11 protein-coding genes are annotated in these 15,402 nt (G+C 69.6%); 8 read left to right on the top strand and 3 right to left on the bottom strand.

What is annotated here, in order from left to right; genetic code table 11:
- The first annotated feature begins 56 nt into the window (after nt 1–56).
- From metH to ABZO31_RS05745, 4 genes are all read left to right on the top strand, one after another.
- On the top strand, nt 57–3,566 hold the full coding sequence (gene metH, locus ABZO31_RS05760) for a methionine synthase (protein ID WP_406859888.1): 3,510 nt from the start codon (nt 57–59) through the stop codon (nt 3,564–3,566).
- A 150-nt stretch (nt 3,567–3,716) separates the two neighbouring features.
- Complete coding sequence (locus ABZO31_RS05755) at nt 3,717–4,415, top strand: HAD family hydrolase (protein ID WP_406859886.1); 699 nt, start codon at nt 3,717–3,719, stop codon at nt 4,413–4,415.
- Nucleotides 4,416–4,922: 507 nt separating this feature from the next.
- Nucleotides 4,923–6,518: an ABC transporter substrate-binding protein gene (locus ABZO31_RS05750; protein WP_406859885.1), complete on the top strand. Its 1,596-nt coding sequence runs from the start codon at nt 4,923–4,925 to the stop codon at nt 6,516–6,518.
- 68 nt (nt 6,519–6,586) lie between these two features.
- The gene (locus tag ABZO31_RS05745; RefSeq protein WP_406859884.1) at nt 6,587–8,173 is read left to right on the top strand and encodes an ABC transporter substrate-binding protein; all 1,587 of its coding nucleotides are present in this window, start codon (nt 6,587–6,589) and stop codon (nt 8,171–8,173) included.
- Between the two features lie 76 nt (nt 8,174–8,249).
- On the opposite strand, the gene ABZO31_RS05740 is transcribed toward ABZO31_RS05745, so the two are convergent.
- Both ABZO31_RS05740 and ABZO31_RS05735 read right to left on the bottom strand, forming a co-directional pair.
- Entirely contained in the window at nt 8,250–8,921 is a 672-nt protein-coding gene (locus ABZO31_RS05740) for a response regulator (RefSeq protein ID WP_393647733.1), read from the bottom strand.
- 10 nt (nt 8,922–8,931) lie between these two features.
- On the bottom strand, nt 8,932–9,843 hold the full coding sequence (locus tag ABZO31_RS05735) for a RecB family exonuclease (RefSeq protein ID WP_406859883.1): 912 nt from the start codon (nt 9,841–9,843) through the stop codon (nt 8,932–8,934).
- A 124-nt stretch (nt 9,844–9,967) separates the two neighbouring features.
- On the opposite strand from ABZO31_RS05735, the gene ABZO31_RS05730 reads away from it, so the two are divergent.
- From ABZO31_RS05730 to ABZO31_RS05720, 3 genes are all read left to right on the top strand, one after another.
- Nucleotides 9,968–11,215 carry a site-2 protease family protein gene (locus tag ABZO31_RS05730; protein ID WP_406859882.1) on the top strand — a complete coding sequence of 416 codons (1,248 nt, stop codon included), beginning with the start codon at nt 9,968–9,970 and terminating at the stop codon, nt 11,213–11,215.
- An 18-nt stretch (nt 11,216–11,233) separates the two neighbouring features.
- Nucleotides 11,234–12,121, top strand: a complete 888-nt coding sequence (locus ABZO31_RS05725; RefSeq protein WP_019884997.1) for a tRNA (adenine-N1)-methyltransferase — start codon at nt 11,234–11,236, stop codon at nt 12,119–12,121.
- A gap of 193 nt (nt 12,122–12,314) precedes the next feature.
- Entirely contained in the window at nt 12,315–12,896 is a 582-nt protein-coding gene (locus ABZO31_RS05720) for a hypothetical protein (protein WP_406859881.1), read from the top strand.
- A gap of 53 nt (nt 12,897–12,949) precedes the next feature.
- Here the strand turns inward: ABZO31_RS05720 and ABZO31_RS05715 are convergent, their stop codons facing one another.
- Nucleotides 12,950–13,261, bottom strand: coding sequence for a ferredoxin (locus ABZO31_RS05715; RefSeq protein ID WP_406859880.1), 312 nt, complete (start codon nt 13,259–13,261; stop codon nt 12,950–12,952).
- A 254-nt stretch (nt 13,262–13,515) separates the two neighbouring features.
- Here ABZO31_RS05715 and arc point away from each other — a divergent pair, with 254 nt between their 5' ends.
- The gene (gene arc, locus ABZO31_RS05710; RefSeq protein ID WP_406859879.1) at nt 13,516–15,282 is read left to right on the top strand and encodes a proteasome ATPase; all 1,767 of its coding nucleotides are present in this window, start codon (nt 13,516–13,518) and stop codon (nt 15,280–15,282) included.
- The last annotated feature ends 120 nt before the right edge of the window (nt 15,283–15,402 follow it).

Below are 15,402 nucleotides of genomic sequence, written 5' to 3'. Positions count from 1 at the left end.
GCGCCCTCCCCCGAGGGTGCAAAGCCGACAGCCGTCGCATCCCAGGGAGCACATCCATGGCCTCGTTGCCGACCCCTTCCGCCGACAGCCGGACCCGCGCCGCCGCGCTCCGCGAGGCACTCGCCACCCGTGTGGTGGTCGCCGACGGAGCGATGGGCACCATGCTCCAGGCGCAGGACCCGACGCTCGAGGACTTCCAGAACCTCGAGGGCTGCAACGAGATCCTCAACGTCACCCGGCCCGACATCGTCCGTTCGGTGCACCAGGAGTACTTCGCCGCCGGCGTCGACTGCGTCGAGACCAACACCTTCGGCGCCAACTTCGCCGCCCTCGGCGAGTACGACATCCCCGAGCGCGTCCACGAGCTCTCCGAGTCCGGCGCCCGCATCGCCCGCGAGGTCGCGGACGAGTTCGCGGCCGGGGACGGGCGGCAGCGCTGGGTGCTCGGCTCCATCGGCCCCGGCACCAAGCTGCCCACCCTCGGCCACGCTCCCTACACGACGCTGCGCGACGCCTACCAGGCCAACGCGGAGGGCCTGCTCTCCGGGGGCGCGGACGCGCTTCTGGTGGAGACGACCCAGGACCTGCTGCAGACCAAGGCGTCCGTGATCGGTGCGCGCCGGGCCATGGAGAGCGCCGGATACACCGTGCCGCTGATCTGCTCGGTCACTGTGGAGACGACCGGGACGATGCTGCTCGGCTCGGAGATCGGGGCGGCGCTGACCGCGTTGGAGCCGCTGGGTATCGACATGATCGGTCTGAACTGTGCGACCGGTCCTGCCGAGATGAGTGAGCACCTGCGCTATCTGGCCCGGCATTCCCGGATCCCGTTGTCGTGTATGCCGAATGCGGGTCTGCCGGTGCTGGGGAAGAACGGTGCGCATTACCCGTTGGGTCCGGGCGAGCTGGCGGATGCGCAGGAGACGTTCGTGCGCGAGTACGGGCTGTCTCTGGTGGGCGGGTGCTGTGGTACGACGCCGGAGCATCTGCGGCAGGTCGTGGAGCGGGTGAAGGGCCTGGCTCCGGTGGTCCGTGTGCCGCAGCCGGAGCCGGGTGCTGCGTCGTTGTATCAGACGGTGCCGTTCCGGCAGGACATCTCGTACATGGCGATCGGTGAGCGGACGAACGCCAATGGTTCGAAGAAGTTCCGTGAGGCGATGCTGGACGGTCGTTGGGACGACTGTGTGGAGATGGCCCGGGATCAGATCCGTGAGGGCGCGCACATGCTCGACCTGTGTGTCGATTATGTGGGCCGTGACGGGGTCGCGGACATGAAGGAGTTGGCCGGCCGGTTCGCGACGGCCTCCACGCTGCCGATCGTGCTGGACTCCACCGAGGTCGAGGTGATCCGGGCCGGTCTGGAGAAGCTCGGCGGCCGGGCGGTGATCAATTCCGTCAACTACGAGGACGGTGACGGCCCGGATTCGCGTTTCGCCAGGGTCACCCGGCTGGCGCAGGAGCATGGTGCGGCGTTGATCGCGCTGACCATCGACGAGACGGGTCAGGCCCGCAGTGTCGAGGACAAGGTCGCGATCGCGGAGCGGATCATCGCCGACCTCACCGGCAACTGGGGGATTCTGGAGTCGGACATTCTGATCGACACGCTGACGTTCACGATCTGCACGGGTCAGGAGGAGTCCCGCAGGGACGGTGTCCACACGATCGAGGCGATCCGTGAGCTCAAGCGTCGTCATCCGGACGTGCAGACCACCCTGGGTCTGTCGAACATCTCCTTCGGTCTCAACCCGGCCGCGCGGATCCTGCTGAACTCGGTGTTCCTCGACGAGTGTGTGAAGGCGGGTCTCGACTCGGCGATCGTGCACGCCTCGAAGATCCTGCCGATCGCGCGGTTCGAGGAGGAGCAGGTGCGGACGGCCCTCGACCTGATCTATGACCGGCGTGCGGAGGGTTATGACCCGTTGCAGAAGCTGATGGCGCTGTTCGAGGGTGCCACGGCGAAGTCGCTGAAGGCGGGCAAGGCCGAGGAGCTGCTCGCGCTGCCGCTGGAGGAGCGGCTGAAGCGGCGGATCATCGACGGGGAGAAGAACGGTCTGGAGGCCGATCTCGATCAGGCGCTGACCACCACTCCCGCCCTGGACATCGTCAACGAGACGCTGCTGGACGGGATGAAGGTCGTCGGTGAGCTGTTCGGGTCGGGTCAGATGCAGCTGCCGTTCGTGCTGCAGTCGGCCGAGGTGATGAAGAGTGCGGTGGCCTATCTGGAGCCGCACATGGAGAAGTCGGACGCGGAGGGCAAGGGCACCATCGTGCTGGCCACGGTCCGTGGCGACGTGCATGACATCGGCAAGAACCTCGTCGACATCATCCTGTCCAACAACGGCTACAACGTCGTCAACCTGGGCATCAAGCAGCCGGTCTCCGCGATCCTCGAGGCCGCCGAGGAACACCGGGCCGACGTCATCGGCATGTCCGGGCTCCTGGTCAAGTCCACGGTGATCATGAAGGAGAACCTGGAGGAGCTCAACCAGCGCGAGCTGGCCGCCAAGTACCCCGTCATCCTCGGCGGCGCGGCCCTCACCCGCGCCTACGTCGAACAGGACCTCCACGAGATCTACCAGGGCGAGGTCCGCTACGCCCGCGACGCCTTCGAGGGCCTGCGCCTGATGGACGCACTCATCGCCGTCAAGCGCGGCGTCCCCGGAGCCACCCTGCCCGAACTCAAGCAGCGCCGTGTCGCCAAGCGGGACACGGCCCTGGAGATCAACGAGCCCGAGCCCGGCGGCCGCTCCGACGTCGCCGTCGACAATCCCGTGCCCACCCCGCCGTTCTGGGGCACCCGCGTCGTCAAGGGCATCCCGCTCAAGGACTACGCGAGCTGGCTCGACGAGGGCGCCCTGTTCAAGGGCCAGTGGGGCCTGAAGCAGAACCGCGCCGGTGACGGCCCGACGTACGAGGAGCTGGTGGAGACCGAGGGCCGGCCGCGGCTGCGCGGCTGGCTGGACCGGCTGCACACCGACAACCTCCTGGAGGCGGCCGTCGTCCACGGCTACTTCCCGTGCGTCTCCAAGGGCGACGACCTGATCATCCTGGACGAGGAGGGCAACGAGCGGACCCGCTTCACCTTCCCGCGCCAGCGTCGCGGCCGCCACCTCTGCCTCGCGGACTTCTTCCGCCCGGAGGAGTCCGGGGAGACCGACGTGGTCGGCCTCCAGGTCGTCACCGTCGGCTCGAGGATCGGCGAGGCCACGGCCGAGCTGTTCGCCGCCGACTCCTACCGCGACTACCTGGAGCTGCACGGCCTGTCCGTCCAGCTGGCCGAGGCCCTCGCCGAGTACTGGCACGCCCGCGTCCGCGCCGAGCTCGGCTTCGGCGGCGAGGACCCGGCGAACGTCGAGGACATGTTCGACCTGAAGTACCGCGGCGCGCGCTTCTCGCTCGGCTACGGGGCCTGCCCCGACCTGGAGGACCGGGCGAAGATCGCCGAGCTGCTGAAGCCCGAGCGGATCGGCGTCCACCTCTCCGAGGAGTTCCAGCTGCACCCCGAGCAGTCAACGGACGCCATCGTGATCCACCACCCGGAGGCGAAGTACTTCAACGCTCGGTGACCGGAATCAGCGCACCGTGACGGGGGACACGGGTACATCCGTGCTTCCCGTGTGATTCCGACGTACACTGGTCGGTCCAGTGCAGGCCGGTCTCCCTCCCCGTACCGGGGTGGGTGACCGGCCTCTTCGTCCCTTCGTGGAGGTGTCCGGATGACCAGTACGGTCCCCGCGTCCTTGTTCCGTGCCAACGGCAGCTCCGCCCTGCAGGCGGTCTTCCTGGACATGGACGGCACCCTCGTGGACACGGAGGGGTTCTGGTGGGACGCGGAGGTCGAGGCGTTCGCCGCGCTCGGTCACGCCCTGGAGGAGTCCTGGCGCGACATCGTCGTGGGCGGCCCGATGAGCCGCAGCGCCGGGTACCTCATCGAGGCCACGGGCGCCGACATCACCCTCCCCGAGCTGACCGTGCTGCTCAACGAGAAGTTCGAGCAGCGCATCGACCGGGGCGTGCCCCTGATGCCCGGGGCCGAGCGGCTGCTCACGGAGCTGGCCCGGCACAACATCCCCACGGCGCTGGTCTCCGCCTCGCACCGGCGGATCATCGACCGGGTGCTCGCCTCGGTGGGCCGCGACCGGTTCGCGTACTCCATCGCCGGCGACGAGGTGAGCCGTACCAAGCCGCACCCGGAGCCGTACCTCACGGCCGCCGAGCGGGCCGGGGCCGACCCGGTGCTGTGCGCGGTCATCGAGGACACCGCGACCGGCGTGGCCTCCGCGGAGGCGGCCGGCTGCCGGGTCGTGGCGGTGCCGTCCGTCGCGCCGATCGCGCCCGCGGGCGGCCGGGTCGTGGTCCGCTCGCTCGAAGAGGTCGACGTGCCGTTCCTGCGGACGCTGATCTCCGGCGCCTGAGCCGGTCCGCGCCAACGCGGACGTCGGTTCGCGCGAACGCGGAAGGGAACGCAGGGCTCCGTACCGTGCGTTCTCCGTGATCGCGGCCCCTCGCCTCTCGGCCACCTGTCCTGAAGTCGCCCGAGTGACCTTGGTCACCCAGCGTACTGGGGGGTAGGTGGCCTTTCTGTGCCCCATGCCCGGAACATGCGCTTCAGCTGTCTCCATGTGTCCGGATTCATGGACCCTTGGGCGGGTCGTACCTTCGCATGACTATCGATCATCGCGCATCGGTGATCACTCACCGGTGACCGTTCTCCGGCGACCGCGTCAGGCCCGCACCCCGCCGCGCACTAATCTTTCGGTCGTACTTCGCCGCACCCACCGTGTGCGCCGGCGCAAACCCGAGTCGCCGCGCCCAGAGGAACGATCGCTGTATCCGGCCCGATCGCTCCGCCCCGACCGGGCGGCAGCGGCGGAGTGTTCCGTACCCGCTGCATCCCGTGCCGGATGAGGAGAACGTTTCCGTTGAACCGCAAGACCCTTGTGCTGCCGGCCCTCGCCGGCGTACTCGCCCCCGTACTCGCCGGCTGCGGTACCACCGTCGGCGGCGGCGAGGAGCACATCGTCGTCGGCACCACGGACCAGTTCGTCGCCACCGAGGACGCCCCCGCGCCCCTCGACCCCGCCTATGCGTACGACACCGGCACCTGGAACGTCCTCCGCCAGACCCTCCAGACCCTGATGCACGTCCCGCGCGGCGGCGGCCGCCCGGTCGGCGACGCCGCCTCCGGCTGCGGTTTCACCGACAAGGCCAGCCAGAGCTTCCGGTGCACCCTGCGCGAGGGCCTGTCCTTCGCCGACGGCACGCCCGTCACCTCCGAGGACGTCAAGTTCTCCATCGAGCGCGTCCTCGCCATCAAGTCCGACAACGGCACCGCCGCCCTGCTCGCCAACATCGACAAGGTCGAACCCCAGGGCGAGCGGGCGGTCGTCTTCCACCTGAAGACCCCCGACGCCACCTTCCCGTACAAGCTCTCCACCCCCGTCGCCGGCATCGTCAGCAAGGACAAGTACGACGGCAAGAAGCTCCGCGAGGGCTTCGACGTCGACGGCTCCGGCCCGTACACCCTCCAGGTCGAGCGCGACGGCGACCGGATGACCAAGGCCGCCTTCATCAAGAACCCGCGCTACAAGGGCGACGTCACGCTCCGCAACGACAAGGTCGAACTGCGCTCCTTCGAGACCGCCGAGGCCATGGGCGACGCGCTGAAGGCCGGCCAGGTCGACCTGGCCACCCGCGCCCTCGGCCCCGAGCAGATCAAGGAACTCGGCGACGACCCCAAGCCGGGCATCGAACTCATCGAGGTCCCCGGGCTCGAGATCCGCTACCTCGCCTTCAACACCACCGACCCGTCCGTCAAGAACAAGGCCGTCCGGCAGGCCATGGCCGCCGTCGTCGACCGCGGCCGGATCGCCGGCGAGGTGTACGGCTCCACCGCCCAGCCGCTGTACTCGCTGATCCCGTCGAGCATCCCCGCGCACACCAACTCGTTCTTCGACAAGTACGGCGAGCCCAGCAAGGCCAAGGCCGCCGAACTGCTGCGCGACGCCGGCATCACCACCCCGGTGAAGCTCACCCTGCACTACACCACCGACCGCTACGGCGACAGCACCGCCAAGGAGTTCGCCGCCCTGCAGTCGCAGCTCAACGCCACCGGCCTCTTCGACGTCACCGTCAAGGGCACGAAGTGGTCCGAGTTCCGCCCCGCGCAGAAGCGCGGCGACTACCCCGTCTACGGCCTCGGCTGGTTCCCCGACTTCCCGGACCCGGACAACTACGTCGCCCCGTTCCTCGACGCGGACAACTTCCTCAACACCCCCTACGTCAGCAAGGTCGTCCGCGACCGACTGATCCCGCAGTCGCGCCGCGAGGCCGACCGCAACGCCGCGGCCCCCGCGTTCGAGCAGATGCAGGAGATCGTCGCCGGCGACGTGCCCGTCCTCCCGCTGTGGCAGGGCAAGCAGTACGTCGCCGCCCGCGACGATGTGACCGGCGTCGAATGGGCGCTGAACAACTCCTCCGACCTGCAGCTCTGGGAGCTCGGTCGCGGCACCGCCTGACCCCCTGCGTTACCCGGCCGCGCGACCCGCGCGCGGCCGGCCGGCAAGAGATCACGAGGCAAGGTTCTGTGAAGGCACACAACAAGTGGCTGACCGCCCCGCTGGCGGCCGGCCTGGCCACCGCACTGCTCAGCGGCTGTGGCACGGAGACGGGCGGCGGCGCGGGCGGCGCGGGCGACGCCATACGCGTCGGCATGTCGGACGAGGTCATGGCCACCGACCCCGCCGCCGGCTACGACCCCGGCTCCTGGCTGCTGTTCAACAACGTCTTCCAGTCCCTCCTCGCCTTCCCCAAGGGCGGCACGGAGCCCGAGCCCGAGGCCGCCGAGCAGTGCGGCTTCGAGGGCGGCAGCAAGGTCTACCGCTGCACCCTGCGGGACGGTCTGAAGTTCAGCAACGGCAACCCGCTGACCTCGGAGGACGTCAAGTTCTCCTTCGAACGCGCGCTGAAGATCGACGACCAGTCCGGCCCCGGCCCGCTGCTCGCCACCATCGACAAGATCGAGACCCCCGACGAGAAGACCGTCGTCTTCCGCCTCAAGGTCCCCGACGCCACCTTCCCCAGCAAGATCGCCTCCGGCGCCGGCTCCATCGTCGACCACCGCGAGTACGAGGCCGACGCGCTGCGCACCGACGGCAAGGCCGTCGGCTCCGGCCCGTACAAGCTCGACAAGATCGACGACCGCGAGGCCGTCTTCTCCGTCAACACCGAGTACAAGGGCACCGCCAAGACCCAGAACAAGGGCGTCACCCTCAAGCTGTACGACGGCGACCGCAAGGCCCTGGCCGAGGCGCTCACCAAGGGCGACATCGACGTCGCCTACCGCGGTCTCGCCGCCGGCGACGTCGCCGCCCTGGAGACCGCCGCGACCAGTGCCGACCGCGAGGTCGAGGTCGTCGAGGGCAGCAGCGCCGAGGTCCAGCACCTGGTGTTCAACCTCAAGGACCCGGTAGTCGGCAAGCTCGGCGTCCGCAAGGCCATCGCCCACCTGGTCGACCGCGACGCACTCGTCGAGGACGTCTACAAGTCGACCGCCACGCCGCTGTACTCGATCGTCCCCGCGGGCATCGCCGGCCACAACACCGCCTTCTTCGACGCCTACGGCGGCCGCCCCGACCCGGCCAAGGCCAAGGCCGCGCTGCGCGCCGCCGGCATCAAGGACAAGGTCAAGCTCACCCTCTGGTCCACGCCCAGCCGCTACGGCCCGGCCACCGACCAGGAGTTCGAGGCCATCGCCAAGCAGCTCAACGACAGCGGCCTGTTCGAGGCCGACGTCCAGTCCGTCGAGTTCGAGCAGTACGAGAAGGACATCGAGGCCGGCAAGTACGGCGTCTACGTCAAGGGCTGGGTGCCCGACTACCCGGACCCCGACAACTTCACCGGCCCGTTCTTCGGCGAGGGCAACGTCCTCGGCAACAACTACGAGAACAAGCGGATCACCGGCACCCTCATCCCGAAGACCTCCTCCGCCGCCGAGCGCGCCACCACCGCCGCCGACTTCGGCGAGCTGCAGGACCTGGTCGCCGAGGACCTGCCGATCCTGCCGCTGTGGCAGGGCAAGCAGTACGCGGTCGCCGCCCCGAACATCACCGGCCTGGAGTGGACCCTCGACGCCTCCACCGTCTTCCGCTTCTGGGAGCTCAAGAAGTCCTGACCGGGACACCGCACCACGCGGACGGGCCCGGCGCGCAGACGATGCGCGCCGGGCCCGTCCCCGTACTGCCGAAGGTCTACTGCGCGCCGGGGCGGACCAGACCGCTCTCGTACGCGTACACCGCCGCCTGCACCCGGTCGCGCAGCCCCAGCTTCGTCAGCACATGACCCACATGCGTCTTGACCGTCGTCTCGCTGACGAACAGATCCGCCGCGATCTCCGCGTTCGACAGACCCCGCGCCACCAGCTTCAGCACCTCTACCTCACGCTCCGTCAGCGTGTTCAGGGTGTCCGGCACCTGCTCGTCACCCGACGGCAGATGCCCCGCGTACTTGTCCAGTAGCCGCCGCGTGATGCTCGGCGCCAGCATCGCCTCACCGGCCGCCACCACCCGGATCGCCTGCACCAGCTCGTTGGCCGGCGCGTCCTTCAGCAGAAAGCCGCTCGCCCCGGCACGCAGCGCCTCCACCACGTACTCGTCCAGGTCGAAGGTCGTCAGCACCAGCACCTTCGCCGGGCCGTCACGGCCCGGACCCGTGATCTGCCGGGTCGCCTCCACCCCGTCCATCCGCGGCATCCGGATGTCCATCAGCACCACGTCCGGCTGCAGCGCCCGCACCTGCTCCAGGGCCTGCAGACCGTCCCCGGCCTCGCCGACGACCGCGAGATCCGCCTCCGCCTCCAGAATCATCCGGAAACCGGTGCGCAGCAGCGGCTGATCGTCGACCAGAAGGACGCGGATGGCCACGAGAACTCCTTTACGGGGCGGGCTGAACCGGCTCCATTCTGCCCTGCTCGTCCGGCCCCGCCTCAGGCGGGCGCGCGGAGACGATCTCCAGCGGGTACACCGGGGGAGTGCCCCCGAACTCCGGGCAGTGCGCCCGGTGGTCGCACCACCCGCACAGCTTCGTCTGCCGCGGCCGCCAGTCACCCGTCCGGGTGGCCAGCACGATCGCCTCCCACAGCGCGTGCAGCTTCCGCTCCACCCGCAGCAGATCCTCCTCCACCGGGTCGTACGTCAGCACCTCGCCACTGCCCAGGTACACCAGCTGCAGCCGCCGCGGCACCACCCGCTTCAACCGCCACACCACCAGCGCGTAGAACTTCATCTGGAACAGCGCGCCCTCGCTGTACTCCGGCCGCGGCGCCTTGCCCGTCTTGTAGTCGACGATCCGCACCTCGCCCGTCGGCGCGACGTCCACCCGGTCGATCACCCCGCGCAGCCGCAGCCCCGACTCCAGCTCCGTCTCCACGAACAGCTCGCGCTCCGCCGGCTCCAGCCGCGTCGGATCCTCCAGCGTGAACCACCGCTCGACCAGCCGCTCCGCCTCACCGAGCCAGCGCGCCAGCCGCTCCCCCTCCGCGTCCCCCTCGAACAGCTCCGACAGCTCCGGCCGCGACGTCAGCAGCCGGTCCCACTGCCCGGGGATCAGCGACTTCGCCCGCGGCGCCGTCCGCTCCGCCGCCGGCGCGTCGAAGAGCCGCTCCAGCACCGCGTGCACCAGCGTCCCCCGCGTCGCCGCCTCACTCGGCCTCTCCGGCAACCGGTCGATCACCCGGAACCGGTACAGCAGGGGGCACTGCATGAAATCGCTCGCCCGCGACGGCGACAACGACGACGGCGTCGAAGGCGTACGCGGCTCCGCCGCCGGCTGCTCGCTGCTACTCATGCCCCAGACCCTACGGCCCGCCACTGACACCGGCGGAATACCATCGACTACACACCCCGTCACGCTGCATGATCGAAGCGTGCCGCGACGACGTGGGACGGCGCACAGGCAGCGAAGGGAACCCGTGAACCAGGACGACGCCAGCGGCAAGAACGACCGGCCGCGGTCCGGCCCGGCGGGACCGGAGGACGGCGACGGCAAGCCGCAGCGCACCGAGGACCCCGGAGGCGGCATCCTCATGGGCCGTCTCTTCGGCGTACCCGTGTACGTCGCCCCCAGCTGGTTCCTCGTCGCCGCCCTGATCACCTGGGTCTTCGGCAACCAGATCGACCGGGTGCTGCCCGATCTCGGCGCCGCCCGCTACCTCGTCTCCCTGTTCTTTGCCGTCGCCTTCTACGCCTCCGTCCTCGTCCACGAACTCGCCCACACCGTCGCCGCCCTCCGCTTCAAACTGCCGGTCCGCCGCATCCAGCTCCAGTTCTTCGGCGGCGTCTCCGAGATCGAGAAGGAGGCCGAGACCCCCGGCCGCGAATTCGTCCTCGCCTTCGTCGGCCCCCTGCTCTCCCTCGTCCTCGCCGGCGTCTTCTACGCCGCCATGGACGCCGTCCGGCCCGGCACCGTCCCCGGCGTCCTCCTCGCCGGCCTGATGATCTCCAACCTCATCGTGGCCGTCTTCAACCTCCTGCCCGGCCTGCCCCTCGACGGCGGCCGCATGCTCCGCGCCGTCATCTGGAAGCTCACCGGCAAGCCGATGAGCGGCACCGTCGCCGCCGCCTGGGTCGGCCGCGCCCTCGCCGTCACCGTCCTCATCGGCCTCCCTCTGCTCACCCGCACCGGCCTCCTCGGCAACGACCCCTCCGAGATCAGCGGCGTCGACACCGTCACCGACGCCCTGCTCGCCGCCATCCTCGCCGCCATCATCTGGACCGGCGCCGGCAACAGCCTCCGCATGGCCCGGCTCCGCGAGCACCTGCCCGAACTGCGCGCCCGCACCCTCACCCGGCGCGCCATCCCCGTCCCGCCCGCCACCCCCCTCTCCGAGGCACTGCGCCGCGCCAACGAAGCCGGCGCCCGCGCCCTCGTCGTCGTCGACGGCGGCGGCAACCCCACCGGCCTCGTCCGCGAGACCGCCATCGCCGGCGTCCCCCAGCACCGCCGCCCCTGGGTCGCCGTCAGCGCCCTCTCCCAGGACCTCGCCGACGGCATGCGCGTCCCCGCCGAACTCGCCGGACAGGGCCTCCTCGACCACCTGCGGGCCAGCCCCGCCACCGAGTACCTCGTCGTCGAGGACAGCGGAGAGATCTACGGAGTCCTCTCCACCGCCGACGTCGAGCGCGCCTTCGTCCGGGCCATGGCAAGACCGTCCTCCTGACCCCGGTACTCTGGTCACATGTCCGAACCGACCGGTGCCGCCCGCCGTCGCGGGCCCTTCAAGGTCGGGGACCAGGTCCAGCTCACCGACCCCAAGGGACGCCACTACACGTTCACGCTCGAAGCCGGGAAGAATTTCCACACCCACAAGGGTTCCTTCCCCCACGACGAGCTGATCGGCGCTCCTGAGGGCAGTGTCGTCCGTACCACGGGAAACGTCGCCTACCTGGCGCTGCGCCCCCTGCTCCCCGACTACGTCCTGTCCATGCCCCGCGGCGCCGCCGTGGTCTACCCGAAGGACGCGGGACAGATCCTCGCCTTCGCCGACATCTTCCCCGGCGCACGCGTCGTCGAAGCCGGCGTGGGCTCCGGCTCGCTCAGCAGCTTCCTGCTCCGCGCCATCGGCGACAGCGGAATGCTGCACTCGTACGAGCGCCGCGAGGACTTCGCGGAGATCGCCAAGGGCAACGTGGAGCGCTACTTCGGCGGCCCGCACCCCGCCTGGCAGCTCACCGTCGGCGACCTCCAGGACAACCTGAGCGACACCGACGTCGACCGCGTCATCCTCGACATGCTCGCCCCCTGGGAGTGCCTGGAGGCCGTCTCCAAGGCGCTCGTCCCCGGCGGCATCCTGTGCTGCTACGTGGCCACCACCACACAGCTCGCGCGCACCGTGGAGTCCATCCGCGAGTTCGGCTGCTACGCCGAGCCTCAGCCCTGGGAATCCATGATCCGCAACTGGCACGTCGAGGGCCTGGCCGTCCGCCCGGACCACCGGATGATCGGCCACACCGGCTTCCTGGTCACCGCCCGTCGCCTCGCCGACGGCGTCGAGCCCCCGATGCGCCGCCGCCGTCCCGCCAAGGGTGCGTACGGCGAGGACTACGAGGGCCCCAACAAGGGCTGACGTCCACCATCCCTCCGACAACGTGACGGCGCCGCTGCCGAGTTCCCCGCCCCATGGCGAGAACTCGACAGCGGCGCCGCCGCGTTGCCACCGAGCGCCGAAGCGGAGCCACCCCGCCTGTTCCGCCCTCCTGTGACGTATGGCACGATGCTGGCCACTCCCACCGCACCACCCCTCACAGGAGACGCCCCGCGTGCAGCCTGCCGCCCTCCCGGACCTCGCGCACACCCACCCCCGCCCGGTGCACTGGCTCGCCACCGCAGCCGCCATGGCCGCCGTCGTCGCCGGCGCCGGCCTGCTCCAGCCCGACGCGGCCACCGCCACCACCGCCGCGGCCGCGACCGCCGGATCGCCCGAGGCGCCGCCGAGACCGGCCCCCGAAGCGGCGGGCGCCGCCTACCCGCTGGAGTGCGGGGGAGCACCGAGCGTCGTCGCCCGGCAGGCCACCGGCGACCTCGACGGGGACGGCAGCCCGGAGACCGTGGCCGTGGCACGCTGCGACGCCGGATCGGGCACCCCGCCGAGCGGGCTCTACGTGCTGACCCGGGACAGGACCGGTGCCGCCCGCGTCGTCGCCACCCTGGTCGAGCCGACGAGCAGACAGAACGTGGAGAGCCTCACCGTCCGCGACGGCGTCGTCACGGCCACCCTGCTCGGCTACTCCACCCCGGACGTGCCCCGCTGCTGTCCCGACGTGCGGGAGAGCGCCGAATGGCGCTGGCAGGGCGGTGCGTTCACGCGCAGCAAGGCCGGCGCGGCGGCACAGAGCGTCTGACCCGTCACACGCGGTGGCGCGGACGCGTCACACGCAGGGGCGGTGAGCGCGGCTCACCCGGCGTCGGGGCCGTACACCTCGACGCCGTCCGCCACCCGCCGGACGTGGATGCAGTCGCCCGGGCACTCCTTGGCGGAGTCCACCACGTCCTGCAGCAGCGGCAGCGGCACCGGAGTCGTGGCCCCCACGTCCTGGAGCAGTTCGTCGTCCGTGCTCTTCACGTACGCGAGCCCGTCGATGTCCAGCTCGAAGACCTCCGGCGCGTACTGCGCACAGATCCCGTCGCCCGTGCAGAGATCCTGATCGATCCACACCTCCAGCGCCTCGCCGGCGTCCGTGGACGGGACCTCGTGCTGCACGGTCATTTCCCCTGCCGTTTCCTGCGACTGCTGATCGAATCCGAAGTAAGTCCTGCCACCCCTGACGGGTGTTGACCACCGCCGACGATACAACCGCGCGCATTCCGATGTTTGGCGAGGGGTATTCCCCTGGCGTGAGGGGAAGCGCAAGGGTGAAGATCGGACACACCCCGAGAGTGTTTGTGATCTAGGGGTTTCAATCACCACCCACGCAGGTAGGGTCAGGAAGCGTCCAGCTCCCCTTGGAGGAGGTGAGGACCGTGGCAGCCCACGACGACGACATCAACCGCGGCATCCGGCCGGGGCGGGGGTCTGAGGACCCCGCCGGCCAGGTTGCCTATCTCGAGCAGGAAATCGCCGTCCTGCGCCGCAAGCTCGCCGACTCTCCGCGACACACGAGGATTCTCGAGGAGCGGATCGTCGAGCTGCAGACCAACCTGGCCGGCGTGTCCGCTCAGAACGAGCGACTCGCCAACACGCTCCGTGAGGCCCGCGACCAGATCGTGGCCCTCAAGGAGGAGGTCGACCGGCTCGCCCAGCCGCCGGCCGGCTTCGGAGTGTTCCTGCAGGCCAACGAGGACGACACCTGCGACATCTTCACCGGGGGCCGCAAGCTCCGGGTGAACGTCAGCCCCGGCGTCGCCCTCGAAGAACTCCGGCGCGGCCAGGAAGTCATGCTCAACGAGGCGCTCAACGTGGTCGAGGCCATGGAATTCGAGCGCACCGGCGACATCGTCACCCTCAAGGAAGTCCTCGAGGACGGCGAGCGCGCCCTGGTGCTCGGGCACACCGACGAGGAACGGGTGGTCAGGCTCGCCGAGCCGCTGCTGGACGTCACCATCCGCCCCGGCGACGCCCTGCTCCTCGAGCCCCGCTCCGGGTACGTCTACGAAGTCGTTCCCAAGAGCGAGGTCGAGGAACTCGTCCTCGAAGAGGTCCCCGACGTCGACTACGGCAAGATCGGCGGCCTCGGCGACCAGATCGAACTGATCCGGGACGCCGTCGAGCTCCCCTACCTCTACCCCGACCTCTTCAAGGAGCACGAGCTCCGCCCGCCCAAGGGCATCCTGCTCTACGGGCCCCCCGGCTGCGGCAAGACACTGATCGCGAAAGCCGTCGCCAACTCCCTTGCCAAGAAGGTCGCCGAGGTCACCGGGCAGCCCGCCGGAAAGTCCTACTTCCTGAACATCAAGGGCCCCGAACTGCTCAACAAGTACGTCGGCGAGACCGAGCGGCACATCCGCCTGGTCTTCCAGCGGGCCCGGGAGAAGGCGAGCGAGGGCACCCCCGTCATCGTCTTCTTCGACGAGATGGAATCGCTCTTCCGCACCCGCGGCTCCGGGGTCAGCTCGGACGTGGAGAACACCATCGTCCCGCAGCTGCTCGCCGAGATCGACGGCGTCGAAGGACTCGAGAACGTCATCGTCATCGGCGCCTCCAACCGCGAGGACATGATCGACCCCGCGATCCTGCGCCCCGGCCGACTCGACGTCAAGATCAAGATCGAGCGTCCGGACGCCGAAGCGGCCCGCGACATCTTCGCCAAGTACCTCACCGCATCCCTGCCGCTCCACTCCGACGACGTCGCCGAACACGGCGGCTCCAAGGACGCCGCGGCCAGCGGGATGATCCAGTCGGTCGTCGAGAAGATGTACGCCGAAAGCGAGGAGAACCGCTTCCTCGAAGTGACCTACGCCAACGGCGACAAGGAAGTCCTCTACTTCAAGGACTTCAACTCCGGAGCGATGATCCAGAACATCGTCGACCGGGCCAAGAAGATGGCCATCAAGGCCTTCCTCGACCACAACCAGAAGGGCCTCCGCGTCTCCCACCTCCTCCAGGCATGCGTGGACGAGTTCAAGGAGAACGAGGACCTGCCCAACACCACCAACCCCGACGACTGGGCCCGCATCTCCGGAAAGAAGGGCGAGCGGATCGTCTTCATCCGCACCCTCGTCACCGGAAAGCAGGGCGCGGACACCGGACGCTCCATCGACACGGTGGCCAACACCGGTCAGTACCTGTAAAACGCCGGCCGGCTGCGGATGTCCGGAAACCCGGACATCCGCAGCCGTCGCATTCCGCCCCGGCACCCGCTCCAACTCAGCAAAAACTCGAACTCCAGCAAATCCTCGAAACGATCTCCC

Origin of the sequence: Streptomyces solicamelliae, assembly GCF_045348655.1 — a bacterium.
GTDB classification, from domain to species: domain Bacteria; phylum Actinomycetota; class Actinomycetes; order Streptomycetales; family Streptomycetaceae; genus Streptomyces; species Streptomyces solicamelliae.
This window is presented reverse-complemented; position numbering and strand designations above follow the sequence as displayed.